Genomic DNA, 23,368 nt, shown 5'->3' with positions numbered 1-23,368 from the left:
CATGCGGACACTGAAGAATATTATTTATCTCGGCATGAAAGAGTTGCGCAGCCTGATGCGGGATAAAGCGATGCTGGCGCTGATTGTGTTTGCCTTCACGGTATCCATCTATTCCTCCGCCACGGTAACGTCCGGCTCACTGCATCTGGCGCCGATTGCGATTGCGGATCAGGATCGCTCTCAGCTCAGCGAGCGCATTATCAACAGCTTTTACGAACCCTATTTTCTGGCCCCGGCGGATATTGATATCAGTCAGATGGACGGCCTGATGGACAGCGGCACCTACACGTTTACCATGGATATTCCGCCGGACTTTCAGCGTGATGTGCTGGCCGGACGCCGCCCCGCCATTCAGCTGAACGTCGATGCCACCCGCATGAGCCAGGCGTTTCTCGGCAACAGTTATATTCAGAATATTGTTACCGGGGAGGTGAATACTTTTCTGGCTAAAAACCGGCAAAACACTGTGTTGCCGGTGGATCTGGATATCCGCGCCCGTTTTAACCCGAACCTGAATCAGATGTGGTTCGGGTCGGTGATGGCGATTATCAACAATATCACGATGCTGTCGATTGTCCTGACCGGGGCGGCACTGATCCGTGAGCGGGAGCACGGCACAATTGAGCATCTGCTGGTGATGCCGGTGACACCGTTTGAGATCATGATGTCCAAAGTATGGTCGATGGGACTGGTGGTGCTGCTTGCCTCACTCGGCTCACTGCTGCTGATTGTCCGCTTTCTGTTACAGGTGCCGATAGAGGGTTCAATTGCGCTGTTTATGTGCGGGGTGGCGCTGAGTCTGTTTGCCACCACTTCTATTGGTATCTTTATGGGGACGCTCGCCCGTTCGATGCCGCAATTCGGGCTGCTGATGATTATGGTGCTGCTGCCGCTGAATATGTTGTCGGGCGGGATGACCTCACGGGAAAGTATGCCGCAGTTTGTGCAGGATATTATGCAGACCATGCCGACGACACACTTTGTCAGTCTGGCACAGGCGATTCTTTACCGGGGCGCGGATTTTCTGATCGTCTGGCCGCAGTTTATTTATCTGATCATCATCGGCGGGGCGTTTTTCGGTGCCGCGCTGTTACGCTTCCGCAAAACCATCAGTGCGATGGCATAACCCGGTCAATTCCGATGCCGCAGGCGACGGGGGCATTATAGGCTGTCAGTTCAGTGAATAACGGATAATGCAGGGATACGGATATGATTAACATTCTGCTGATGAGTGATACGGGGATTTCCCCGCAGATGCTGGCGCAAAAAATGCGTGATGAGGCACAGGTACGCGGTATTGATGCCAGCATTGAGTGCCGTTCTGTTTTTGATTACCGCGAATGCGCGGCAGAGTATGACGCCGCTCTGCTCGCCCCTCAGTCCCGCCATCACCTGCGCGAGTGTCAGCAAAGCGCGGCAGCTGCCGGAAAACCGCTGGCCTGTATCGATCCGGATATGTTTTGGGATCTGCAAAGTGCTGCGGTACTGGATTTGGCATTGTCGTTATTGAAGAAATAGTGATAATTCACCAAGAAAAAATACTAACCACAGAAAGTATATCTGGCGTTTATTGCTTACATAAAAAGTTACAGATTTATCCCGTATTTTTAATTATAGCAATATGATAAAAACTGGAAATCGCCATATTACAGGAGTAACACATATGCTTTATATAGATGACAATGGATTAGTTAAATAAAATCGCATTAAAATTAAAATATTTAATAATATTGAACAAGGGAGAATGGACAAAATTAATGGTATTATTGTTCACCAAACAGATACCCCTGAGGCAAGTCATGTTTTTAATAGTTATAGTCATCCTAAGTCTAACGGCGCTCATTTTTTAATAGATAGAGACGGTACTATTTATCAAACTGCATCACTACTGAAAATAACATGGCATGTTGGAAAAATGAAGTCAAGATGCCTTGTCACAAAAAATGTGAGCCTGCTGAATTAAAAAGGATGGCTGATTTAGAAAAAAAACTGACAGCTAAAGGTTTTTCCGATATTGAAAAAATAAAACCATTTCCTGAGCGTTACCCCGCCAACGTTGACAGCATTGGAATTGAAATTGTGGGTAAAGCTCAAAAAGAGAATGACCAAGACCCTGTATATGAAACAGTAAACAATCAACAAAACTCAGCACTTAAGTGGCTTGTATCTGAGCTATTAGAAACTCTGGATATTTCCGCATCCGAAGTATACAAACATCCTGATGTTGCCAGAAAAAATAAAACTGAAGCGAGCACCGCATCATGGTAAATAAAGTATATATTTTATTCCTGTTGATTTGTTTTTTTTCTAATCCACTAAAGGCAAAGGAACTAAATAAAATTAATATTTATAAAACAGGTGCTGTTTATCAGAATCATAATGATAAATATGAAATTGACACCTGCAAAAAATTTCTTCCGACCAAAGAACAAATCATCACTTACTTTACACACGCAGAAGAATCAAAAGAAAACAGTTGGATGCATGAGTATTATTCAGCTTGTATATCAACCGGATATGTTGAATTTAAAGATGGAACATCCGGTAAATGGACGATACAGTCAAGTGGTTATGGATATGTCATTTTCAATGATGGCAGCTCTGTTGATTTTCTCTACCGAAATAACAAATGGGAAGACCCTAATGCCTGTACATACGGGTTAAGTGATGAACCGGAGCCGGGCTGTTAGTCTCAAACCATCCTATTTCAAACCCGGGCGGCGTGGGATAACCGGCAAAACCGGAAAGAATAAAACCATCTTCTTTCAAACCCGGGCCGCGGGATAACCGGCAAGGCGGAAAGACGCTGACACGTCCTTGTTCGCTCGGATCGCGCCATCCCCGGCGCTTTACGCTTTCCTTTTTTGCCGGTTAATCCCCTGTGTACTTCAACTCTGTCAAAAACAGAAAAATTAATCTGCTAAATCATGCGGTTTGTGGTAGGGCGGCAAGGGAAGAATTCCGGGGAGCATATCCAGTATGTGACCCGGAATTCTGAGCGCAGCCAACACAGCCACAGAGTGGAGGATGGCGCAGATCCGCTAAATCATTTCGTCTGTGGCAAGGTGGTGAAATGAGGACATCCCCGGGAGCATACATCAGTATGTGACCGGGGTGGACGAGCGAAGCCAACGCCGCCACAGGCGGAAGGATGACGCGGATTAAGATTTGAGGAGACCGCGCACAACCACCTTGCTCGCCGGGGCGCTGCGATCCGTCGCCCGCCGCACTGCCATATTGATCGCCTGCCAGGCAATTTCCTGAAGGTCATGAGAAATGCACGGAAAATTGAATCCGTAGATATCGGCATGAGAGACTTCATCGATACTGAACAGCGAGACATCTTTTTGCGGGATCAGATTGTGGCGGATACAGGCTTTGATAATCCCCAGTGAAATCTGATTATTACAGCCGACAAAATAATCCGGCGCGGGATGGTATTTCAGGTAATGGTCGGTGACTTTAAAGGCTTCATCCATCAGGAAGTCCGCATGCAGCACATTGACGCTGCTGACCTGGCCGTGCAGACCGGCCACCATACCGGTTACGCGATCCTGAGCCACATTGGAATCTTCCGGGCCGGAGATAATCACCACGTTATCGGCTTTTTGTGACAGCAGATAGCGCCCTGCCTGCAATCCGCAATCGAGGTTATCGATGTAAACGCCGCTGCATGCCTTGGCATCCAGCTCACGGTCAACCAGGATCACCGGAATATTGAGCAGTTCCAGCTGTTTCATGTATGCGGGGCGGTAAACCCGTTCGGCAGAGACAACGGACAGGATGATGGCATCCACGTTGTAACCAATCAGCTTATCAATGATACGTGCTTCATTTTCACGGGATTCATAGGAGTCAAACATCAGGGTGTCATACCCGGCGTTATAGGCTTCCAGGGTGATGCGCTTGGCCAGCCCGCCGAAAAACGGGTTGCTCATGTCAGGGCTGACAATGCCGATGGTACGGGTAGATTTCGCGCGCAGGCTGCGTGCCGCCGCATTCACCACATAACCGATTTTATCTGCAGCATCGAGAATACGCCTGAGAGTTTCCGGGTGAACCTTATCCGGCTGTGAAAATGCGCGGGATGCGGTGATCTTACTGACATTCGCAATAGCGGCCACATTTTCCAGTGTGACTTTCTGTGTCCGGGGTTCCGCCAATTTTCTCTCCTTAGCAGCAACGTATCATTTTATACCATTATAATATCATCTAAATCGATTCAGTCACGTGAAAAACACGCTTTTTATTACTTAAACCGGGATCAACAACTTTTTAACACGCGAGTCTTTTTATCCGCGGATCGGTAAAAATGTCGTATTCATCGGTGTTTTCTGTGGAGAACTCCGACACCACCGCGCCCTGCGGCCCGGCTTTAAACCAGTGGCGGGTATCCGGCATAATGGTGTACTGCTCTCCCGGGCGCAGCAGAATAAAGCGATCACAGGTGTACCATTCCTCATCCCCCTGCGGCGGGCAGCAGACCGGATTGCCTTGTGCATCCTGATTCAGTGTCAGCGCGGGATCATCGACAAACAGATACACCTCACCCCAGCGGCAACGGAAGGTTTCCTGCTTGCCCGGCCGGTCTTTGTACGGCGGATGGCGGTGCTCCGGACAGGTCTGATCAGCAAAGAGAACCAGCTCTTTGGCGCAGTACAGCGGACTGTTACAGTAAGTGAGCAGTTGCAGACCCGAACGCGGGTAATCCGGCAGATTAAAGTGTGCAATTTCAATATGCTGCTTTTCCGCTTCTGTCAGAACGATATGTGCCAGTTCCAGAACCGCCAGTGATTCCGCGATGTACGGCTGTTTATTCATCTGCCTCTCTCCTGAATGATATCGTTATCATTATAGCCTTGCCACAGACAGCAAAAATGTGACCTGAAAGACTCTTTACCCAATACTACATGAGTAGATCAGACTTTATTTAATAAAAGTTTAACCATCATCACATAATTATAATAAACATTGCTCTATTATCCGCATCATAGTAATGATATCGATATCATTTTAATGAAAGGAAATGATCATGAAGGCATTAGTATTAGAGAAAGCAGGGAAAATCGCCATTCAGGATTGGCAGAGTAATGAAGTACTTGGCGACGACGATGTTGAGATTAAAATCCACACCGTCGGCATCTGCGGCAGCGATGTTCACTATTACCAGCATGGCCGTATCGGGCCGTTCGTGGTTGAGGCACCGATGGTGCTGGGTCACGAAGCGTCCGGTGTGATCACTGCTGCCGGTAAAAATGTGAAACACCTGAAAGTCGGTGATCGCGTGTGCATGGAGCCGGGTATTCCGGATCTGCAATCCCCGCAATCCCGTGCCGGTATCTATAACCTTGATCCTGCTGTTCGTTTCTGGGCAACCCCGCCGATCGACGGCTGCCTGCGTGAAAGCGTGATCCACCCTGCCGCCTTCACCTTTAAACTGCCGGATAACGTTTCTTTTGCCCAGGGCGCAATGGTTGAGCCACTGGCAATCGGTATGCAGTCCGCGACCAAAGCCGGGATCAAACCGGGCGATATCGGTCTGGTTATCGGTGCCGGGACCATCGGTATCATTACTGCGCTGTGTGCACTGGCCGGCGGCTGTTCGGATGTCATCATCTGTGATGTGTTTGATGAAAAACTGAAAGTGGCTGAGAAATATCAGGGTCTGCATGCGGTAAACAGCAAAGACCAGCAGGCACTGGCGGATAAAGTCCGTGAGCTGACCGGCGGCGAAGGTGTGAACGTCCTGTTTGAGTGCAGCGGCGCGAAACCGGTTATTGCCTCCATATCTGATCATATCGCCCCCGGCGGTACCGTCGTTCTCGTCGGTATGCCAATCGACCCGGCACCGCTGGATATCGTGGCGGCACAGGCGAAAGAAGTGACCTTCAAAACGATTTTCCGCTACGCCAATATGTACCCGCGCACCATCCGTCTGCTGAGTTCCGGCAAACTGAATGTGGCCCCGCTGCTGTCCGCAACTTACAAGTTCAAAGACAGTGTCGAAGCCTATGAGCGTGCAGCCGAAGGCCGTGCGACTGACGTGAAAATTGTGCTGGAAATGGAGTAAACCATGACGCTCTATGCCGGTATTGACTGCGGAACACAAAGCACCAAGGTCATTATTGCCGATAACCGGACCGCGCGTATTCTGGGTGAGGGCTCAGCCCCTCACCCGATGATCAGCGAATCAGACGGGAGCCGTGAACAGGAAGCCGTCTGGTGGACTGATGCGCTGCAAACCGCGTTTGCTCAGGCGAGCAAAAACGCCGGAATTGACGGGCGGGATATCCGCGCCCTTGCCGTTTCCGGTCAGCAGCACGGTTTCGTGCCGGTCAGTCATGACGGTACGGTACTTGCGCCTGCCAAGCTGTGGTGTGATACCTCGACCAGTGCGGAAAATCAGTGGTTTATTGATGCACTGGGCGGCGGACAGGCCGCGCTTGACCGTCTGGGTGTGTTACCGCAGACCGGCTATACCGTGTCAAAAATTATCCGCTTTAAACAGCAGCACCCGGAACTGTGGCAACAGCTGCGTTATGTGCTGCTGCCGCATGATTACCTGAATTTCTGGCTCACCGGACAGGCCTGTGCCGAGTACGGTGATGCCTCCGGGACCGGGCTGCTCAATATCCGTACCCGTGAGTGGGATAAGACCGCCGCTGATCTTATCGATCCGGAAGGCCGCTTATGGCAGGCGCTGCCGCCGCTGGTGCGCGCAGAGCAAATCATCGGCACGGTTCGTCCGGCGATCGCGGAGAAGCTCGGCATTTCCCCGGACACCCGCGTGGCATCCGGCGGCGGCGATAACATGATGGCCGCCATCGGCACCGGTAATATCCGTCCGGGCATCACCACCATGAGCCTCGGCACCTCCGGTACGCTGTTTACCTTTGCTGAACAACCGGTTGTGGCGGATTCCGCGATGATCGCCGGGTTCTGCTCCTCCAGCAACGGCTGGCTGCCATTGATTTGCACCATGAATGTCACCTCCGCCACCACCACGGTTCAGTCATTATTAGGCATGGATATTCAGGCCTTTAATGATGCACTGAACCGCAGTAAACCCGGTGCGGGCGGCCTTATTATGCTGCCGTTCTTTAATGGTGAGCGCGTACCTCAGTTACCCGAAGCCCGCGCCAGCCTTCACAATATGGACGGCAGCAACCTGACTCCGCAGAACCTGAGCCTGGCCGTGGTGGAAAGTGCCACTTACGGGCTGCGCTTCGGTATTGATCTGTTCCGTCAGCAGGGCATTTCCACAGATGAAATCCGTCTGACCGGCGGTGGTGCCCGCAGCGTGAAATGGCGGCAGATTGTTGCAGATATCATGGCAGCACCGGTGGTGTGCGTCACCAACCAGGAAGCGGCAGCACTCGGTGCGGCGGTTCAGGCTATCTGGTGTGACACCCTCAGCGCAGACAGCGCACCGGAAGCACAACTGGCCGCTCTCTGCGACCGCTTTGTGCAGCTGGATGACAGCAGCCGCACACAGCCGGATCCGGCGAATGTGGCGGTTTATGAATCTCTGTATCAGAACTACCTTGCTTTACTGACATCAGAATACCCGGAGGTCACCGTATGACAGCCACTGTCGCTGACAATGAGGAATTACTGCGGGTTGAAGGGGTGCGCAAAGCCTTTGGTCAGGTTGTTGCACTGAAGAACGCGCAGTTTTCACTGAAGAGAGGTTCCATTCACGCCCTGTGCGGCGGGAATGGTGCCGGTAAATCCACGTTCCTGAGCATCCTGATGGGTTTTATCCGTCCGGATGCGGGGGAAATCTATGTCAAAGGCAAACGCTGTGAGTTTCATCAGCCGATAGAAGCCCTGCACGCCGGTATCGCCATTGTTCAGCAGGAGCTGAGTTCCATTCCTGACCTGACCGTGGCGGAAAATATCTGGCTGGGGCGTGAACCGCGCCGGTTTGGTTTTGTCGATTTTAAACAGCTCAACCGCCAGACCGCTGAACTACTGACAGATCTGCATTTTGATATTTCCCCGTCAGAAAAAATGCGCAACCTGAGTGTGGCGGAACAGCAACTGGTCGAAATCGCCAAAGCCCTCTCCCACGCGGATGCGGATATCATCATTATGGATGAACCGACCTCCGCTATCGGTGAGGAAGATGCGCAGAAGATTTTTGATGTCATCAACCGCCTGACGGAAAAAGGTAAAGGCATTATTTATGTCTCACACCGCCTGTCCGAGATTTTTCAGATAGCCGATACCTTCACCATTTTCCGTGACGGTACCTTTATTACCGACGGCCCGCTGACAGGCATCACCCGTGAAAAGCTGATTGAGCTGATTATCGGCCGTGAAATCAAAGACGAATTTGCCAAATTTAATGAGCCGACAGATGAAACCATTATGGAAATCCGGGATCTCTCCCGTGATGACCAGGTGCAGGACATCAGCCTGACACTGAAAAAAGGTGAAATTCTGGGGATTTACGGGCTGGTCGGTTCCGGTCGTTCTGAGTTCCTCGACCTGATTTTCGGCATCGAACACGCCGATAAAGGCACCATTCAGATTGGTGACCGCTTCCTCGACAAACACAGCCCGAAAGATTCCATTAATGCCGGGATAGCCTATGTCACGGAAGACCGCAAAGATACCGGACTGATGCTGGGCCGCTCCATCAATGAAAACATCAATATCGCCTCATTTGGCGCCATCAGCACCGGCGGCTTTATTCATGACCGCAAAGAGCGCGCCCGCGCGGACGATATGATCACACTGTTCAATGTCAAAACCCCGGATGCGGATCAGCTGGTCGGGAACCTCAGCGGAGGTAACCAGCAGAAAGTGGTTCTGGGGCGCTGGGCGCTGATCGAGCCGGATGTGATGCTGCTCGATGAGCCGACACGCGGCGTGGATGTCGGTGCCAAAAAAGAAATTTATAAGTTTATGTCTGAGTTCGCCTTACAGGGCAAAGGCATTGTGATGGTCTCTTCTGAGCTGTCGGAAATTATCGGGATGAGTGACAGGATTATTGTTTTCCGTGACGGACGGATCGCCGGAGAGCTGACCGCCGCCACTGCCACCCAGACTGATTTAATGAAACTTGCGGTGTGATTTTACCCGCCAACGTATGCATGAATAAAGAGAAGTGACCATGAATACAACAAATACTGCACCCGCACCAGGGGTCTCATTTATCGCCCGTAACAAGAAAAATATGCACAAATACGGCATCATTCTGGCGTTCTTTGTGCTGTGTCTGATTGTGGCGGTTGTCGGTGAAGTTCAGGTCGCCCGCGGCGAATGGACCAATAACTACTTTCTGAGTCAGGACAACATGCTGATTATCCTGCGTCAGATTTCCATCAACGGTATTCTCGCCATCGGGATGACCTTCGTCATCATCACCGCCGGTGTTGACCTCTCTGTCGGTTCGGTGCTGGCTCTGAGCGGCATTGTGGCAGCGCGGTTTGCCACCAGCAATACCGGTCTGGCTATCGGTGATACCGCCAATGCCGTGATGATCCCGATGATTATCGCACTCGGCATCGGTATCATTTGTGGTCTGCTTAACGGGACGATTCTGGCGAAATTCAACCTTCAGCCGTTTATCGTCACCATGGGGATGCTGTCTGCGGCACGCGGTCTGACTCTGCTGACCACTGACGGTAACCCGGTTTCCCAGCTCAACAGTGATTTCCGCTGGCTGGGTAACGGCTATATCCTGGATATCCCGGTACCGGTGGTGATCCTGGCCGTTATCTTTATTCTCGCCTGGATTTTACTCAATAAAACCACCTTCGGCCGCTATGTGTATGCCGTCGGCGGCAACCCGAAAAGTGCCAGAACCTCCGGAATCAGCGTGATTAAAATTAAAGTGCTGGTTTACACCCTGTGCGGCGCATTAGCCGGTATTGCGGGTCTGATTCTGACCGCCCGTACCGGGTCAGCACAAACCAGTGCAGGCAGCGCCTACGAGCTGGATGCGATCGCTGCGGTGGTTATCGGCGGCACCAGTATGGCCGGTGGCGTGGGTACCTTAGTCGGCACCCTGTTCGGTGTGTTAATTATCGGTGTGATGAATAACGGTCTCGACCTGCTGGGCGTGCAGTCGTATTACCAGCAGATTATCAAAGGCGCATTAATTGTTATCGCCGTACTTTTGGATCCGTCACGTAAGCAACGCCGTGACTGATGGCAGTACCGCGCGGATTCTTTCAGCCTGCCACATTCTGCATGAAGCGTTTACGCAATATCATTCGGTTTGTGGCAAGGCGGCAAGTGAAGAATTCCGGGGAGCATACATCAGTATGTGATCCGGAAGGCTGAACGCAGCCAACACCACCACAGGCTGAAGGATGAAGCGTAAAAAAAAGACGAAAACAGCAAAAAAATAATACCCTACACAATGAAGGAATGACCATGAAAAAACTGACCAAAATCGCTGCACTGACAGCCCTGATGATGGGCGGACAGGCATTTGCGGCACAGGACAACCCGGTGAAAATTGCCGTTCTGATGTACGGCATGAAAGCTGAATTTGTCCAGTTAATGGAAAAATCCGCAAAAGAGCATCCGGCTGTAAAAAACGGTGAAGCGATCATCACAGTTTATGATGGCCGTTATGACCCGATGGTTCAGAACAACCAGGCGGAAACCGCAATCCAGACCAAAGCCGACGCTATCATCATCAACCCGATGGATTATGAAGCGAATATCGACGTGGTCACCATGGCAAATGACGCCAAAATCCCGGTTATCGTCACCAACGCCCGTCTGAACACCGACAAAATGACCGCAGAAGTGGTATCTGATGATGTCCTCGGCGGTTATATGGAAGCCAAAGCGGTTCTGGCAAAAATGAACTGTGAAGGTAACGTGGTGATTATCGAAGGGCCGAAAGGCGGCAGCGGTGAAATTCAGCGCGGCGAAGGTAATGACAAAGCGATTGCGGAATGTGGTCCGGGTAAAGTGAAAGTGCTGGAACGCAAAACCGCTAACTGGTCACGCGCGGAAGCGATGCCGCTGATGGAAAACTGGTTGCAGAAACACCGTGGTAAAATCGGTGGTGTCATCGCTCAGAACGACGAAATGGCACTGGGTGCGATTGAAGCAATCAAATCTGCCGGTCTGAATGTCAATGATTTCGCCATTGCCGGTGTTGACGGCGTATCTGATGCTATCCGCTCTGTTCAGGAGGGCGAAATGGTCTCCATCCTCCAGGACGCGAATGCACAGATGCAGGGTTCTATCGACCTGGCGATGAAAGCGGTCAAAGGTGATAAATACGAGCCACAGTCCCAAATCTGGGTTCAGTATGCTGACCAGCTGAAATGGAATAACGGTAAAGACAAACGTTACGCGATTCCGTGGACTCAGGTCACCAAAGAAAACGCACAGCAGTTACTGGATGCCCGTCAATAAATACACTCCCGCCGTCTTCTTGTGAAGGCGGCGTTTTTTTATCCGTAATCTTCCCTGTTCAGGCGGTTTTATATACCATTCAAAAAAATCATGTCCGGAACGCGGCATGAACCACTGAATATCCTGTAACGCCGTTTTTCACTCTTTCCCTCACTCTGATTCACCGTATGATAGTCGTATCTGCCGGATAAATACGTGATAAGAAATGATGGATGACAGAGAAAAGGCGGTTGAAAAAGTCAGAAAGCTGATGTCTCTTGCCGAAAATGCCGGTAATGAGAATGAAGCCGCGAACGCCTTTTCAAAAGCGCGGATCTTCATGAAAAAATACCGCCTTGAGTTATCTGATATCTATTCCGCAGAACCCTCTCCGCCGCCGCCAGCACCACCCCGCAGAAAAACACCGCCCCGCCCGCTGACCCCGGAAGAGCAGCACCGGGAAATGACACGACTGCAACAGCAGGAAGAGGAGCGGCTGCGGGCATTTCAGAAAGTGGCAGAGCAGCAACAGCAACGGAAACAGCAGAGAGAACGGGAACAGCAGGCACTGCGCGAGCTGGAAAAACGCAGGGCGCAGCAATCCGGTCATGATATGCCACCCGCCCCCGGCCCTGAACCTGAACCTGAAACCGTGACTCCGCCGGTACCGCCGGCTCAGCCGCGCCGTCCGCCGGAAAAGGAGCCGCGCCCGGTCAGATCGCGCGTCACCGGCCCGGCACTGATTTTCATCATCCTGCTGTTATTTGTGCTGTATATCCTGTATTTACAGTAAATGGTCAGCCGGGATCAGCACCGGTGACACACGAAATACCGAGAATTTCCCGCGCCAGTGTATTCCATGCCAGACAACTGCGGCTCTGATACCCTTTCACATTAGCCAGCGCGAGATCATAAGAGAGCACCGGGTCCGCCACACTGACCGCCGCCAGCCCGTCTGTCCGGTGAGCGCGCCACATACTTTCCGGCAGCAGTGTTACGCCGACCCCGGCACTGACCATCGCCATGATCAGATCCAGATGGTTACTCCTGCCTGCCACCGCCGGTTTGTAATGATAAATACCGCAGGCGTTGCGGATAAGTTCATTGATACGGAAATCGTCGGAGAACAGGACAAATTTTTCATCCGTTAATTCACGGAAGCTCACCTGCTCACTCTCTGCCAGCCGGTACCGGGTACTCACCAGCAGCATCAGACGATCCGTTGCAAAGCGCTGTAAATCAAAGCGGGTATCATCAAACGGCAGCATCACCGCCGCCGTTTCGACACTGCCTTCCGCCATGGCCTCAGACATCTGCTCTGTTCCGAGTTCAAAAATCTTCAGTTCCGCCTGCGGATGACGGGTACTGAACGCCATAATGATCCCGGCAAAATAGGTTGAGGCGATAACCGGCGGTAATCCGACATTCAGGGTACCGGTCAGCGGGCCGGATTTATCCTGTAACGCTTTGTTCATACTGTTAAATTGCGCCAGGATGCGGGTTGCGTGTTCAAACAGCACCGCGCCCTCATCTGTCAGACTGACGCCATCCGGTTCGCGGGTCAGCAGGGTAAATCCCAGTTCATCCTCCAGGCGGAGAATACTGCGGCTGATGGCCGGTTGTGTCACAAACAGGGCATCCGCCGCCCGGCTGAACCCGTTAAGCTGCACCACTTCCGTAAAGTAGCGCAATGTCCGTATATCCATGCCTGTCACCTATTACCTTTTGTTATAGCCCCGATGAGTATAAACCATTTCCTGTTTACCGTAATTCCCGCTAAAACTCATTCATATTGTTAATCATTTAAAGCTGATAAATCAGCCACTGTATTACCGGAGAACATCATGACAAAAACCGTCATCGAACATGTACTGGGCCGCTTACAGGACTTAGGCATCCGCCATGTCTTTGGCGTTGCGGGAGATTTCGCTTTCCCGGTTGAAGACGCTGTCTGCGAAAGCCGGACAATGCAATGGATGGGTAACTGTAACGAACTGAACGCCGCCTATGCGGCTGACGGCTATGCGCGGGTTAACGGCATGGCGGCCCTCTCCACCACATTCGGGGTCGGGGAACTGAGTGCTATTAACGGTATTGCCGGATCGTATGCAGAAAATCTGCCGGTCTTTCATCTGGTCGGCATGCCCGCCAGCGGTGTGCAGAAGCGTGGCCGTCTGGTGCATCACACTCTGGGCGATGGTAATTTCAGCCTGTTCTATGAGCTGGGACAGCGCCTTTCCTGTGCCCATGCCGTTATGACCCCGGAGAACTGTGTAGCGGAGACAGAACGCCTGATTGCTGCCGCGCTGCGTGAGCGCCGTCCGGTCTATATGGGCTTCCCGTTTGATTACGCCACACAGCCGGTTCAGATGCCGGAACACCTTACCGCACCGGCACAACCGGTCAGTGACAAAACCGCGCTCACGGAGGCAGTTGCCGCGATCAGGGCAAAACTGACGGACAGCCCGTCTGCCTGTATTCTGCCGGGCATGCTGGCCGCACGTTCCGGACTGATTGATGACGTACAGGCGCTAATCCGCCAGACCGGACTGCCGTACGCCACCATGTTTATGGATAAAGCCATCATCAGTGAATCCGACCCGCATTACGCCGGGATGTATAACGGTCAGCTGATGAATCCGCAGGTCAGGGAATTTGTTGAAAACAGTGACTGTGTGCTGGGTATCGGCGCGGTGATGACAGACTTTAACACCGGCAGTTTTACCGCTGATATCGCACCGGAAAAACGGATCAGCATTATGGCGGATCATGTCCGCATCGGCTCAGCGGTGTATCAGAATGTGTATATGCGGGATGTGCTGCCTGCCCTGACCGCCGTACTGCCGCACCGGGAATGTCATATTCCGGCTGCCACGGGGCTGGGTAAACCGGTAGCTGACGCTGCCGGTAATATTACCCCGCCGTATCTGTATCCCCGTTTTGAGCAAATGTTCAGAAAAGACGACATTATCATCGCTGAAACCGGCACGGTTTCAATGGGATTAGGGTTTGCGCTGCTGCCGGAAGGGGCACAATTCCATAACCAGACGTTATGGGGATCTATCGGCTGGGCAACACCTGCGGCCTTTGGCGCAGCCGTTGCGGCGCCTGACCGCAGACTGATCTTGATCACCGGCGAAGGCTCACACCAGCTGACCGCCCAGGAAATCAGTCAGTTTGGCCGTTTTGGTCTGAAACCGCTTATTTTTGTGCTGAATAATGACGGCTATCTCATTGAGCGCCTGCTGTGCAAAGACCCGGAAGCTGTTTATAACGACCTGCCGCAGTGGCGTTACGCGCAACTGCCGCAGGCACTGGGATGCGATAACTGGTATTGCCGCCGCGTTACCACCTGCGCGGAACTGGATGAGGCAATCCGGGAAGCGGAAACCGGTGACCGCGCCGCATATATTGAAATCATTACAGAGCGCTATGCCGCCTCCGGCCTGGCAAAAAAACTCGGTGAATCCGTGGCAACACTGTACTCGTTTTAACCCACCGGCAATCCGGATGCAGCCCCGGATTAGCCTGTACCGGATTGCGCCGGATAGCATACGGACAGATACCCCCTGTTTTTTGTTATCCCTTCACCAGAATCACTTCTGTACCGATCCGGCGCAATCCGGTCAGGCTTTCTTCGGGAATACCGTCATCGGTAATAATGGTATCAATACGCTGGGTATCGATTATTTTATGCAGGCTGGAGCTGTTAAATTTACTGGAATCCGTCACCACCACAATATGCCCGGCCACTTCACACATCCGCCGGTTCAGACGCGCCTCATCTTCATTATGCGTGCTGATGCCGCGCTCAAGATCAATCGCATCCACCCCGAGAAACAGCATATCAAAGTGATAATTCTGTAATGACTGCTCCGCCTGATCGCCGTAAAAAGAGAGCGACTGACGCCGCAGCTGACCGCCGGTCATCAGCAACTCCACGCCCGGCGCGTCCAGCAGGGCATTCGCCACATTCATGCCGTTGGTCATCACAATCGTGTCCTGATGGTGGCGCAGCTGACGGGCAATTTCACAGGTCGTGGTGCCGGAATCCAGAATCACACGCAGCCCCGGCCGGATAAGGTCGGCTGCTACCGCCGCAATATCGCGTTTGATGGTCGTGTGGCGGGTGCTTTTATCTTCCAGCGACGGTTCGCTGACCGGTGAAACGCCCTCACAAATCAGTGCGCCGCCATAAGCACGCACCGCGATCCCCTGTTTTTCAAGGAAAGCGAGATCATTGCGGATAGTCACTGTGGAAACACGGAACTGCTGCGACAGCGCATTAACCTGAACACTGCCGTGGGCGCGCAGAAGCTGGATGATATGCTCACGCCGCTCACTCGTTCCCATCACCCGGTTATCCGTCCCGGCATCCGGACTGTTCATGATTTTATCCTTAACATTCATTTAAAAAATCTTTCGTTTCATTTCGTTTGGCATATTAACGCTTTTCTTTGTACAGAATGCAAGCCCATAAAAAGGGTGAACCCCGGATTACCCGGGAACAAACACTTTCATTATATTTCTTTTGTGATGAAGATCCGGATTTCACAACCTTTCATTTTGTTTTCTTTTTTCTGTATAGCAGTATGTTATTCAGACATCGAAACAAAAACAAACCACATCCGGCTGTAAGGAGAGGAAAGTGAAACTTTTAACTGATATCGTTGCCCGTCACAAACGGGGTGAGAAAACAGGGATTTATGCTGTCTGTTCTGCCCATCCGTATGTTCTGAAAGCAGCGGTATGTTTTGCCCGTGGACAACAAACACCGTTACTGGTTGAAGCAACCTCCAATCAGGTCGATCAGTTCGGCGGTTATACCGGCATGACCCCGGCAGATTTCCGTGATTTTATGTGGACACTCGCCGATGAACATCACTTTTCCCGCGAAGACCTGATCCTCGGCGGCGACCACCTCGGGCCGAACCGCTGGCAGAATGAACCGGCTGAAGAAGCAATGGCAAAAGCCGATGAGCTGATCCGCACGTATGTTGCCGCCGGATTCAAAAAAATTCACCTCGACTGCAGTATGTCCTGTGCCGGTGATCTGGTACCGCTGACGGATGAAATCGTCGCACAGCGTGCCGCCCGCCTGGCGGTCATTGCAGAAGAAACCTGTGAAAAACATTTCGGCGTCCGCGACCTGGTGTATGTGATTGGTACGGAAGTGCCGGTGCCGGGCGGGGCTCACGAAGAGCTGAATGAGCTGGCGGTCACCACACCGCAGGCCGCGTCCGCCACTATTGCCGCACATCAGAACGCATTTACGCAGCATCAGCTCACAGATATCTGGCCGCGCATTACCGGGCTGGTGGTGCAGCCGGGCGTGGAATTTGATCACAACAATGTCATTGATTACCGGCCTGAAAAAGCCCGCGCACTGAGTGAGATGATTACGCATCATGACCACCTGGTGTACGAGGCGCATTCCACCGATTACCAGACCCCGCAGGCGCTCAGTCAGCTGGTGGATGATCACTTTGCGATTCTGAAAGTCGGCCCCGGCCTGACCTTCGCCCTGCGTGAAGCGCTGTATGCTCTCGCCGGTATTGAAGATGAGCTGGTTGCCCCGGCGGCACGTTCCGGGCTGCGCCGGGTGCTGGAAGATGTCATGCTGAAACAACCGGGTTACTGGCAGAGTTATTACACCGGTGATGAGCAGACCCGCCGCCTTGCCCGCAGCTACAGCTATTCTGATCGCATCCGCTATTACTGGCCGGATGAGACCATCAGCGCGGCGGTATCCCGTCTGCTGGAAAACCTGACAGAAACGGCGATCCCGCTGCCGCTGATTAGCCAGTATCTGCCGTTACAGTACCCGCTGGTACGTGCCGGAACAATCTCTGCCGCGCCGGACGAATTAATCATCGCACACATTCAGACTGTGCTGCGTCACTATCACGATGCCTGCCGATAAGAGCGAGAAACAGCCATGCCAAATATTGTGTTAAGTCGTATTGATGAACGATTAATCCACGGACAGGTTGGTGTTCAGTGGGTGGGATTTGCCGGTGCCAACCTGGTGCTGGTTGCCAATGATGAGGTGGCGGAAGATCCGTTACAGCAGAACCTGATGGAAATGGTGCTGACGGAAGGGATTGCCGTGCGTTTCTGGCCGCTGCAGAAAGTGATCGACAATATTCATAAAGCCGCTGACCGCCAGAAAATTCTGCTGGTCTGCAAAACCCCGGCAGATTTTCTGACCCTGGTGAAAGGCGGTGTTCCGGTGGAACGCATTAACGTCGGCAATATTCACTATAGCGAAGGAAAACGTCAGATTGCCAAAACAGTGTCTGTGGATGAGGCGGATATCGCCGCATTCCGCGGGCTTAACGAGGCCGGTGTCGCCTGTTATATCCAGGGCGTACCGACAGAACCGGCGCAGGATCTGTTTAAACTGCTCTGAGGATACATGTATGGAAATCAGTCTGTTACAAGCTATCGCTCTCGGGCTGGTAGCCTTTATTGCCGGATTGGATCTGTTTAACGGGCTCACCCACATTCACCGTCCGGTGGTGCTGGGGCCGGTGGTCGGCCTGATCCTCGGGGATCTCAATACCGGGATCCTGACCGGCGGGACACTGGAACTGGTCTGGATGGGACTCGCGCCGCTGGCCGGTGCCCAGCCGCCGAACGTGATTATCGGTACCATTGTCGGTACGGCGTTTGCTATCTCCACCGGGGTCAAACCGGAAGTGGCGGTCGGCGTCGCGGTACCGTTTGCCGTGGCAGTGCAGATGGGGATCACCTTCCTGTTCTCAGTTATGTCCGGTGTGATGTCCCGCTGTGACAAAATGGCTGCCAATGCGGATACCCGGGGAATTGAGCGCATCAACTACCTCGCACTGCTGGCGCTCGGTACATTCTATTTTCTCTGTGCCTTCCTGCCGATCTATTTCGGGGCGGATCACGCCAAAACCCTGATTGACGTACTCCCTGCACGCTTAATTGACGGCCTGGGTGTCGCGGGCGGCATTATGCCTGCCATCGGGTTTGCCGTTCTGCTGAAAATCATGATGAAAAATGCCTACATTCCTTATTTCATACTGGGATTTGTCGGCGCCGCCTGGCTTCAGCTGCCGGTTCTGGCCATCGCCGCCGCCGCACTGGCGATGGCAATGATCGATTTTGTCCGCAAACCGGCAGAAAGCGAACCGGCACAACCGTCACACGAGGAATTTGAAGATGGCATCTGAAAAAAATCATTCATCTGCCGCAGAAGCGGAAACCTTACTGCCGGCAGACTGTAACCAGAACGTGTATGAAGATCAGAGCACCGGTGCGGAACTGACCCACAAAGACATCAACCGGGTCGCGTGGCGCTCCCTGCTGTTACAGGCATCCTTTAACTATGAGCGGATGCAGGCGGCGGGCTGGCTGTACGGTTTACTGCCCGCACTGAAAAAAATCCACACCAATCCGCGTGATCTGGCGCGCTCCATGAAAGGCCATATGGGGTTCTTCAATACCCACCCTTTCCTGGTGACCTTTGTTATCGGCATCATCCTGGCAATGGAACGTTCCAAACAGGACGTGAACAGTATTCAGAGTACCAAAATTGCTGTCGGTGCACCGCTGGGCGGGATCGGTGATGCCATGTTCTGGCTGACCCTGCTGCCTATCTGCGGCGGTATCGGTGCCAGCCTCGCCTTGCAGGGCTCGATTCTCGGTGCTGTGGTGTTCCTGGTAATGTTTAACGTTGTCCATTTCGGGCTGCGTTTCGGCCTGGCGCACTATGCTTACCGGATGGGGGTTGCCGCCATTCCGCTTATCAAAGCCAATACCAAAAAAGTCGGCCATGCGGCCTCGATTGTCGGGATGACCGTGATCGGCGCGCTGGTGGCAACGTATGTACGGCTCTCAACCACACTGGAAATCACCGCCGGTGATGCGGTGGTGAAATTACAGAGTGATGTGATTGATAAGCTGATGCCTGCTTTCCTGCCGCTGGTATACACGCTGTCAATGTTCTGGCTGGTGCGCCGTGGCTGGAGCCCGCTGCGCCTGATTGTACTGACCGTGGCGCTGGGTATTATCGGTAAATTCGCCCATTTCCTGTAATAAAAGGAGCAACTGATGCCGGGAATTATTTTATGTGGTCACGGGGGCTTTGCCTCCGGACTGGAAAAAGCCATGTTACAGATTATCGGGGAGCAGGAGGATTTCGCGGCGGTTGATTTTCCGGCGGAATCCACCACCGCCCGTCTGACACAGGAACTGGAAGCCGCACTGGCACTGATGTCACACTGCGACAGCGTGATTTTCCTGACCGATATCCTCGGCGGTACCCCGTTCCGCGTGGCGGCCACCCTGTCACAGGGCCGGGAAGACCGCGAAGTGATCACCGGTACCAATCTGCAGCTGCTGCTGGAAATGGCACTGGAGCGGGATTCTCTCTCTCCGGCGGATTTCCGCCGTGAAGCACTGGCCTGCGGACATCGCGGATTAACCAGCCTGACGGATGAATTACAGCGTGAACGCTGCTGTGAAACGGAGGATGAAGGCATATGATTCAGCAAATCCGCGCCCGCCGGGTGCTGACAGAATACGGCTGGCGGGAAAACCAGGCGGTGGCGGTGTCAGACGGCATCATTACCGCTATCACGCCGCTGGCGGCAAAAGACACACAGTTTGATGCGGAGCAGCTCTGCCCCGCCTACATCGATACCCATGTCCACGGCGGACAGGGTATGGATGTGATGGATGATAACCCGCAGGCACTGAAAACCATTGCCGCTTTCAAGGCACAACAGGGAGTCGCCGCGTGGCTCGCCACCACGGTGACCGCCCCGTTGCCGGATCTGCGCAGCACCCTTGCGCGGATCGCCCGCTACTGTCAGCAGCAGACCACCACAGAGCCGGTGGCGGAAGTGCTCGGCAGTTATCTGGAAGGGCCGTATTTCACGCCGCAGAATAAAGGCGCGCACCCGCCGGAACTGTTCCGTGAGTTGCAGATCAGTGAGCTGGATACCCTGATTGCCGATGCGCAGGGCACACTGAAAGTCGTCGCGCTGGCACCGGAAAAACCGGACGCACTCAATGCCATCCGCCACCTGAAACAGCGCGGGCTGAATGTGATGCTCGGCCACAGTGCCGCCACGTATGAGCAGACCCTGGCGGCACTTGATGCCGGGGCTGACGGGCTGGTTCACTGTTTCAACGGCATGACCGGCCTGCATCACCGCGAACCGGGCATGGCGGGAGCCGGATTATCCGACCCGCGCGCCTGGCTGGAGCTTATCGCTGACGGGCATCACGTCCACCCGGCAGTGATGCGGATTGTCTGTCAGTGTGCCGCACACCGCACGGTACTGATCACCGATGCCATGCGGGCTGCCGGGCAGCCGGACGGCATATATGATATCTGCGGTCATGATGTCACGATGAAAGCAGGCATTGTCTGGACCGCCTCCGGCGGCCTCGCCGGCAGCACCCTGGCACTGGATGACGCGGTCAGCCGGATGATCAGTGATACCGGTACGCTGCCGGAAACCGCCATCCGCATGGCCTCTCTGCAACCGTCACAACTGCTGGGGATCACCGCAACACACGGCAGTATCTCCCCCGGAAAACGGGCGCACTTCAATGACCTGAACAGTGACTGGCGGGTAACACAAACCTGGATCCACGGGCAGCCGGTACGCTGATTTTCTTTCATTCTGAGGTGCGGTACTCTCCGCACCTTTCTTTTCCTTATGCTTATCCGCCGGGTATTTTTATATAACCAGCTAATAAACAACAGCTTAATCATTTCACTTGTGGCGTAAATCACACTTTTCGTTTTCTTTTCATTACTGCATTGATCCTTCGTTTCCCTTCCTGTAAATTGAAATGAAACCTCAAAACGAAACCAACCGAAAGATAATGACGGATCGGGTGATCTTTTGATTCATTTCACTTTCGGCTGAACGTCATGTAAAGGATGAAGCTATGCACGACCCTCTTTCTGCCGCCACACCCCGCTATTCCACCTGGACGGAAACGGAGATCCGCCAGCAACCTGATTGCTGGATGAGTGCATTACACTCAATCGACTCACAACGCGCACAGCTGGATGCCTTTCTCGCGCCGCTGCTGGCTCAGGACAACCTGCGCATCATTCTGACCGGTGCCGGAACCTCCGCCTTTATCGGCGAGATGATTTCTCCCGTACTGCGCCGCCTGACCGGCAAAAGCGTCACTGCTATCCCGACAACCGACATCGTGACCAATCCGGCGGATTATCTGCCGGAACAACAGCCGGTACTGCTGGTTTCCTTCGCCCGCTCCGGTAACAGCCCGGAAAGCGTTGCCGCGTTTGATCTTGCTAATCAGTGTGTTGCCCGCTGTTCTCATCTGGTGATCACCTGTAATAAAGAGGGGCATCTGTATCAGCGTGTACAGGGCAGTGATAACGGTTTTGCCCTGCTGATGCCGCCGCAGACCAATGACAAAGCCTTTGCCATGACCAGCAGCATCACGTCAATGATGTGCAGCTGTCTCGCCACCCTCGCCCCGCAGACCTTCAGCACAGAACGTTTTGCCGTTGTGGCGCAGCGGGCACGGGATATTCTCGCCGCGCATGGCAGCAGCAGACAAATTCTGCCGGGCAATGATACCTTTAAGCGCGTGGTTTACCTCGGCAGCGGCAGCTTCCAGGGACTGGCGCGGGAATCCGCCCTCAAACTGCTGGAACTGACCGCCGGGCAAATCGCCGCCTTTTATGACACCCCTGCCGGCTTCCGCCACGGCCCGAAATCGCTGGTCGACGGTGATACCCTGGTGGTTGTGTACATCTCAAACCAGCCTTACACCCGTCAGTATGACTTGGATCTGCTGACCGAACTGCGCCGTGACCGGATCGCCGGACAGGTGGTCGCAATAGCCGATCTGCCGGATGACGTCATCAGCGCCGGGACACACTGTTATCTGCCTGCCGGTGATGCCCTCAGCGATACAGAACTGCTGTTCTGTTTTCTGCCGTATGCACAGTTATTTGCCCTCAGTCAGTCTGTCAGAACCGGGATCACACCGGATACCCCGTCTGCCAGCGGAACCGTTAACCGCGTTGTTCAGGGCGTGATTATTCACCCCTTCAATAACCAGAATACAGGAGCGTAATCATGGGGATCATCTCAACCAAATATCTGCTCACACATGCACAGACCAACGGCTATGCAGTTCCGGCGTTTAATATTCATAATGCCGAAACGATTCAGGCCATTCTGGAAGCCTGTGCGGAACTGCGGGCACCGGTAATTCTGGCAGGCACGCCGGGCACCTTTAAACACATCAGTTTCCCGGAAATCTATGCGCTGTGTGATGCGTATTCCCGCTCGTTTTCCATGCCGGTCGCGCTGCATCTTGACCATCACGAAACCCTTGACGATATCCGCACCAAAGTCGGCCAGGGGGTGCGCAGTGCCATGATCGACGGCAGTCATTTCCCGTTTGAGGAGAATGTCGCGCTGGTCAAATCCGTGGTGGATTTCTGCCACAGTCAGGATTGCAGCGTGGAAGCGGAACTCGGCCGTCTCGGCGGTGTCGAGGATGATATGGATGTGGATGCGGAAAGTGCCTTTCTGACCTCCCCGGATGAAGCGCGCCGTTTTGCGCAGCTGACCGGCATCGACAGTCTGGCGGTGGCTATCGGTACCGCTCACGGCCTGTATACCAGCCGTCCGAAAATTGATTTTGCACGGCTGGAAAAAATCCGCAGCATCACGGATATCCCGCTGGTGCTGCACGGCGCGAGTGATGTGCCGGATGCGGATGTCCGCCGCACCATTGAGCTGGGGGTGTGCAAAGTCAATGTCGCCACCGAGCTGAAAATTGCCTTTGCCGGGGCGGTGCGCGCCTGGTTTGCGGAAAATCCGGACGGCAACGATCCGCGCTATTACATGCGGGTCGGTATGGATGCCATGAAAGCGGTTGTCCGCGATAAAATCAGAGTCTGTGGTGCGGAAGGTCAGCTTCTGTAACCCGTCAGGCGGCACTGTGTTCCCCCGCAGTG

Annotated in this window: 24 protein-coding genes; 20 read left to right on the top strand and 4 right to left on the bottom strand. The window is 53.4% G+C overall.

Annotated features, from left to right (window positions below):
• Position 1: 1 nt before the first annotated feature.
• The 5 genes from U868_RS0107230 to U868_RS0107215 all read left to right on the top strand — a co-directional run bounded on the left by U868_RS0107230 (position 2) and on the right by U868_RS0107215 (position 2,690).
• The gene (locus U868_RS0107230) at positions 2–1,126 is read left to right on the top strand and encodes an ABC transporter permease (RefSeq protein WP_025152708.1); all 1,125 of its coding nucleotides are present in this window, start codon (positions 2–4) and stop codon (positions 1,124–1,126) included.
• Between the two features lie 83 nt (positions 1,127–1,209).
• The gene (locus U868_RS0107225; RefSeq protein ID WP_025152707.1) at positions 1,210–1,518 is read left to right on the top strand and encodes a hypothetical protein; all 309 of its coding nucleotides are present in this window, start codon (positions 1,210–1,212) and stop codon (positions 1,516–1,518) included.
• A 226-nt stretch (positions 1,519–1,744) separates the two neighbouring features.
• Complete coding sequence (locus U868_RS26330; protein WP_205275493.1) at positions 1,745–1,963, top strand: peptidoglycan recognition protein family protein; 219 nt, start codon at positions 1,745–1,747, stop codon at positions 1,961–1,963.
• On the top strand, positions 1,900–2,268 hold the full coding sequence (locus U868_RS25685; RefSeq protein WP_240182686.1) for a peptidoglycan recognition protein family protein: 369 nt from the start codon (positions 1,900–1,902) through the stop codon (positions 2,266–2,268). The genes U868_RS26330 and U868_RS25685 overlap by 64 nt, the downstream gene beginning before the upstream one ends.
• Positions 2,262–2,690, top strand: a complete 429-nt coding sequence (locus U868_RS0107215) for a hypothetical protein (protein WP_025152706.1) — start codon at positions 2,262–2,264, stop codon at positions 2,688–2,690. Before U868_RS25685 ends, U868_RS0107215 begins: the two co-directional genes overlap by 7 nt.
• A 471-nt stretch (positions 2,691–3,161) precedes the next feature.
• Here U868_RS0107215 and U868_RS0107210 read toward each other — a convergent pair whose 3' ends face one another.
• On the bottom strand, positions 3,162–4,163 hold the full coding sequence (locus U868_RS0107210; RefSeq protein WP_025152705.1) for a LacI family DNA-binding transcriptional regulator: 1,002 nt from the start codon (positions 4,161–4,163) through the stop codon (positions 3,162–3,164).
• A 112-nt stretch (positions 4,164–4,275) separates the two neighbouring features.
• Positions 4,276–4,821 carry a D-lyxose/D-mannose family sugar isomerase gene (locus tag U868_RS0107205; RefSeq protein WP_025152704.1) on the bottom strand — a complete coding sequence of 182 codons (546 nt, stop codon included), beginning with the start codon at positions 4,819–4,821 and terminating at the stop codon, positions 4,276–4,278.
• Positions 4,822–5,032: 211 nt separating this feature from the next.
• On the opposite strand from U868_RS0107205, the gene U868_RS0107200 reads away from it, so the two are divergent.
• The 6 genes from U868_RS0107200 to U868_RS0107175 all read left to right on the top strand — a co-directional run bounded on the left by U868_RS0107200 (position 5,033) and on the right by U868_RS0107175 (position 12,163).
• Positions 5,033–6,070 (top strand): NAD(P)-dependent alcohol dehydrogenase, encoded by a 1,038-nt coding sequence (locus U868_RS0107200; protein WP_025152703.1) that lies wholly within the window; start codon positions 5,033–5,035, stop codon positions 6,068–6,070.
• A gap of 3 nt (positions 6,071–6,073) precedes the next feature.
• Positions 6,074–7,585 carry a xylulokinase gene (gene xylB / locus U868_RS0107195; RefSeq protein WP_025152702.1) on the top strand — a complete coding sequence of 504 codons (1,512 nt, stop codon included), beginning with the start codon at positions 6,074–6,076 and terminating at the stop codon, positions 7,583–7,585.
• Entirely contained in the window at positions 7,582–9,081 is a 1,500-nt protein-coding gene (locus tag U868_RS0107190; RefSeq protein ID WP_025152701.1) for a sugar ABC transporter ATP-binding protein, read from the top strand. The genes xylB and U868_RS0107190 overlap by 4 nt, the downstream gene beginning before the upstream one ends.
• 40 nt (positions 9,082–9,121) lie before the next feature.
• Positions 9,122–10,162 (top strand): ABC transporter permease, encoded by a 1,041-nt coding sequence (locus U868_RS0107185; protein WP_025152700.1) that lies wholly within the window; start codon positions 9,122–9,124, stop codon positions 10,160–10,162.
• A 266-nt stretch (positions 10,163–10,428) separates the two neighbouring features.
• Positions 10,429–11,391: a substrate-binding domain-containing protein gene (locus U868_RS0107180; RefSeq protein ID WP_240182697.1), complete on the top strand. Its 963-nt coding sequence runs from the start codon at positions 10,429–10,431 to the stop codon at positions 11,389–11,391.
• A gap of 205 nt (positions 11,392–11,596) precedes the next feature.
• The gene (locus U868_RS0107175; protein WP_025152698.1) at positions 11,597–12,163 is read left to right on the top strand and encodes a DUF2786 domain-containing protein; all 567 of its coding nucleotides are present in this window, start codon (positions 11,597–11,599) and stop codon (positions 12,161–12,163) included.
• A 4-nt stretch (positions 12,164–12,167) separates the two neighbouring features.
• On the opposite strand, the gene U868_RS0107170 is transcribed toward U868_RS0107175, so the two are convergent.
• The gene (locus U868_RS0107170; protein ID WP_025152697.1) at positions 12,168–13,076 is read right to left on the bottom strand and encodes a LysR family transcriptional regulator; all 909 of its coding nucleotides are present in this window, start codon (positions 13,074–13,076) and stop codon (positions 12,168–12,170) included.
• A 138-nt stretch (positions 13,077–13,214) separates the two neighbouring features.
• Between U868_RS0107170 and U868_RS0107165 the strand changes: the two genes are divergently transcribed.
• A complete protein-coding gene (locus U868_RS0107165; RefSeq protein WP_025152696.1) occupies positions 13,215–14,864 on the top strand; it encodes an alpha-keto acid decarboxylase family protein in 1,650 nt (549 codons plus the stop codon).
• 85 nt (positions 14,865–14,949) lie between these two features.
• On the opposite strand, the gene U868_RS0107160 is transcribed toward U868_RS0107165, so the two are convergent.
• Entirely contained in the window at positions 14,950–15,759 is an 810-nt protein-coding gene (locus tag U868_RS0107160) for a DeoR family transcriptional regulator (RefSeq protein ID WP_025152695.1), read from the bottom strand.
• Positions 15,760–16,018: 259 nt separating this feature from the next.
• On the opposite strand from U868_RS0107160, the gene kbaZ reads away from it, so the two are divergent.
• The 8 genes from kbaZ (at position 16,019) to kbaY (ending at position 23,336) form a co-directional block, all read left to right on the top strand.
• Positions 16,019–17,293, top strand: coding sequence for a tagatose-bisphosphate aldolase subunit KbaZ (kbaZ, locus tag U868_RS0107155; protein ID WP_025152694.1), 1,275 nt, complete (start codon positions 16,019–16,021; stop codon positions 17,291–17,293).
• A gap of 15 nt (positions 17,294–17,308) precedes the next feature.
• Entirely contained in the window at positions 17,309–17,782 is a 474-nt protein-coding gene (agaV, locus tag U868_RS0107150) for a PTS N-acetylgalactosamine transporter subunit IIB (RefSeq protein WP_025152693.1), read from the top strand.
• Between the two features lie 10 nt (positions 17,783–17,792).
• Entirely contained in the window at positions 17,793–18,572 is a 780-nt protein-coding gene (agaW, locus tag U868_RS0107145) for a PTS N-acetylgalactosamine transporter subunit IIC (protein WP_004237713.1), read from the top strand.
• Positions 18,562–19,437: a PTS N-acetylgalactosamine transporter subunit IID gene (gene agaE / locus U868_RS0107140; RefSeq protein ID WP_025152692.1), complete on the top strand. Its 876-nt coding sequence runs from the start codon at positions 18,562–18,564 to the stop codon at positions 19,435–19,437. Before agaW ends, agaE begins: the two co-directional genes overlap by 11 nt.
• Before the next feature lie 15 nt (positions 19,438–19,452).
• Positions 19,453–19,887 carry a PTS galactosamine/N-acetylgalactosamine transporter subunit IIA gene (gene agaF / locus U868_RS0107135; protein WP_024474789.1) on the top strand — a complete coding sequence of 145 codons (435 nt, stop codon included), beginning with the start codon at positions 19,453–19,455 and terminating at the stop codon, positions 19,885–19,887.
• Positions 19,884–21,023, top strand: a complete 1,140-nt coding sequence (gene nagA, locus U868_RS0107130; protein ID WP_025152691.1) for an N-acetylglucosamine-6-phosphate deacetylase — start codon at positions 19,884–19,886, stop codon at positions 21,021–21,023. The genes agaF and nagA overlap by 4 nt, the downstream gene beginning before the upstream one ends.
• A gap of 283 nt (positions 21,024–21,306) precedes the next feature.
• Positions 21,307–22,476 (top strand): SIS domain-containing protein, encoded by a 1,170-nt coding sequence (locus U868_RS0107125; RefSeq protein WP_025152690.1) that lies wholly within the window; start codon positions 21,307–21,309, stop codon positions 22,474–22,476.
• Positions 22,477–22,478: 2 nt separating this feature from the next.
• Positions 22,479–23,336 carry a tagatose-bisphosphate aldolase subunit KbaY gene (gene kbaY, locus U868_RS0107120; RefSeq protein ID WP_025152689.1) on the top strand — a complete coding sequence of 286 codons (858 nt, stop codon included), beginning with the start codon at positions 22,479–22,481 and terminating at the stop codon, positions 23,334–23,336.
• Positions 23,337–23,368 lie beyond the last annotated feature (32 nt).

Source organism: Morganella morganii H1r (assembly GCF_000633515.1).
GTDB classification, from domain to species: Bacteria; Pseudomonadota; Gammaproteobacteria; order Enterobacterales; family Enterobacteriaceae; genus Morganella; species Morganella morganii_B.
Note: the sequence above shows the minus strand (reverse complement) of the source record. Positions and strands in the feature narration are given on the sequence as shown.

Coding starts and splice junctions, on each gene's coding strand:
- U868_RS0107230 (WP_025152708.1), top strand. CDS start 2: ATGCGGACACTGAAGAATATTATTTATCTCGGCATGAAAGAGTTGCGC.
- U868_RS0107225 (WP_025152707.1), top strand. CDS start 1,210: ATGATTAACATTCTGCTGATGAGTGATACGGGGATTTCCCCGCAGATG.
- U868_RS26330 (WP_205275493.1), top strand. CDS start 1,745: ATGGACAAAATTAATGGTATTATTGTTCACCAAACAGATACCCCTGAG.
- U868_RS25685 (WP_240182686.1), top strand. CDS start 1,900: ATGGCATGTTGGAAAAATGAAGTCAAGATGCCTTGTCACAAAAAATGT.
- U868_RS0107215 (WP_025152706.1), top strand. CDS start 2,262: ATGGTAAATAAAGTATATATTTTATTCCTGTTGATTTGTTTTTTTTCT.
- U868_RS0107205 (WP_025152704.1), bottom strand. CDS start 4,821: ATGAATAAACAGCCGTACATCGCGGAATCACTGGCGGTTCTGGAACTG.
- U868_RS0107200 (WP_025152703.1), top strand. CDS start 5,033: ATGAAGGCATTAGTATTAGAGAAAGCAGGGAAAATCGCCATTCAGGAT.
- xylB (WP_025152702.1), top strand. CDS start 6,074: ATGACGCTCTATGCCGGTATTGACTGCGGAACACAAAGCACCAAGGTC.
- U868_RS0107190 (WP_025152701.1), top strand. CDS start 7,582: ATGACAGCCACTGTCGCTGACAATGAGGAATTACTGCGGGTTGAAGGG.
- U868_RS0107185 (WP_025152700.1), top strand. CDS start 9,122: ATGAATACAACAAATACTGCACCCGCACCAGGGGTCTCATTTATCGCC.
- U868_RS0107180 (WP_240182697.1), top strand. CDS start 10,429: ATGATGGGCGGACAGGCATTTGCGGCACAGGACAACCCGGTGAAAATT.
- U868_RS0107175 (WP_025152698.1), top strand. CDS start 11,597: ATGATGGATGACAGAGAAAAGGCGGTTGAAAAAGTCAGAAAGCTGATG.
- U868_RS0107170 (WP_025152697.1), bottom strand. CDS start 13,076: ATGGATATACGGACATTGCGCTACTTTACGGAAGTGGTGCAGCTTAAC.
- U868_RS0107165 (WP_025152696.1), top strand. CDS start 13,215: ATGACAAAAACCGTCATCGAACATGTACTGGGCCGCTTACAGGACTTA.
- U868_RS0107160 (WP_025152695.1), bottom strand. CDS start 15,759: ATGAACAGTCCGGATGCCGGGACGGATAACCGGGTGATGGGAACGAGT.
- agaV (WP_025152693.1), top strand. CDS start 17,309: ATGCCAAATATTGTGTTAAGTCGTATTGATGAACGATTAATCCACGGA.
- agaW (WP_004237713.1), top strand. CDS start 17,793: ATGGAAATCAGTCTGTTACAAGCTATCGCTCTCGGGCTGGTAGCCTTT.
- agaE (WP_025152692.1), top strand. CDS start 18,562: ATGGCATCTGAAAAAAATCATTCATCTGCCGCAGAAGCGGAAACCTTA.
- agaF (WP_024474789.1), top strand. CDS start 19,453: ATGCCGGGAATTATTTTATGTGGTCACGGGGGCTTTGCCTCCGGACTG.
- nagA (WP_025152691.1), top strand. CDS start 19,884: ATGATTCAGCAAATCCGCGCCCGCCGGGTGCTGACAGAATACGGCTGG.
- U868_RS0107125 (WP_025152690.1), top strand. CDS start 21,307: ATGCACGACCCTCTTTCTGCCGCCACACCCCGCTATTCCACCTGGACG.
- kbaY (WP_025152689.1), top strand. CDS start 22,479: ATGGGGATCATCTCAACCAAATATCTGCTCACACATGCACAGACCAAC.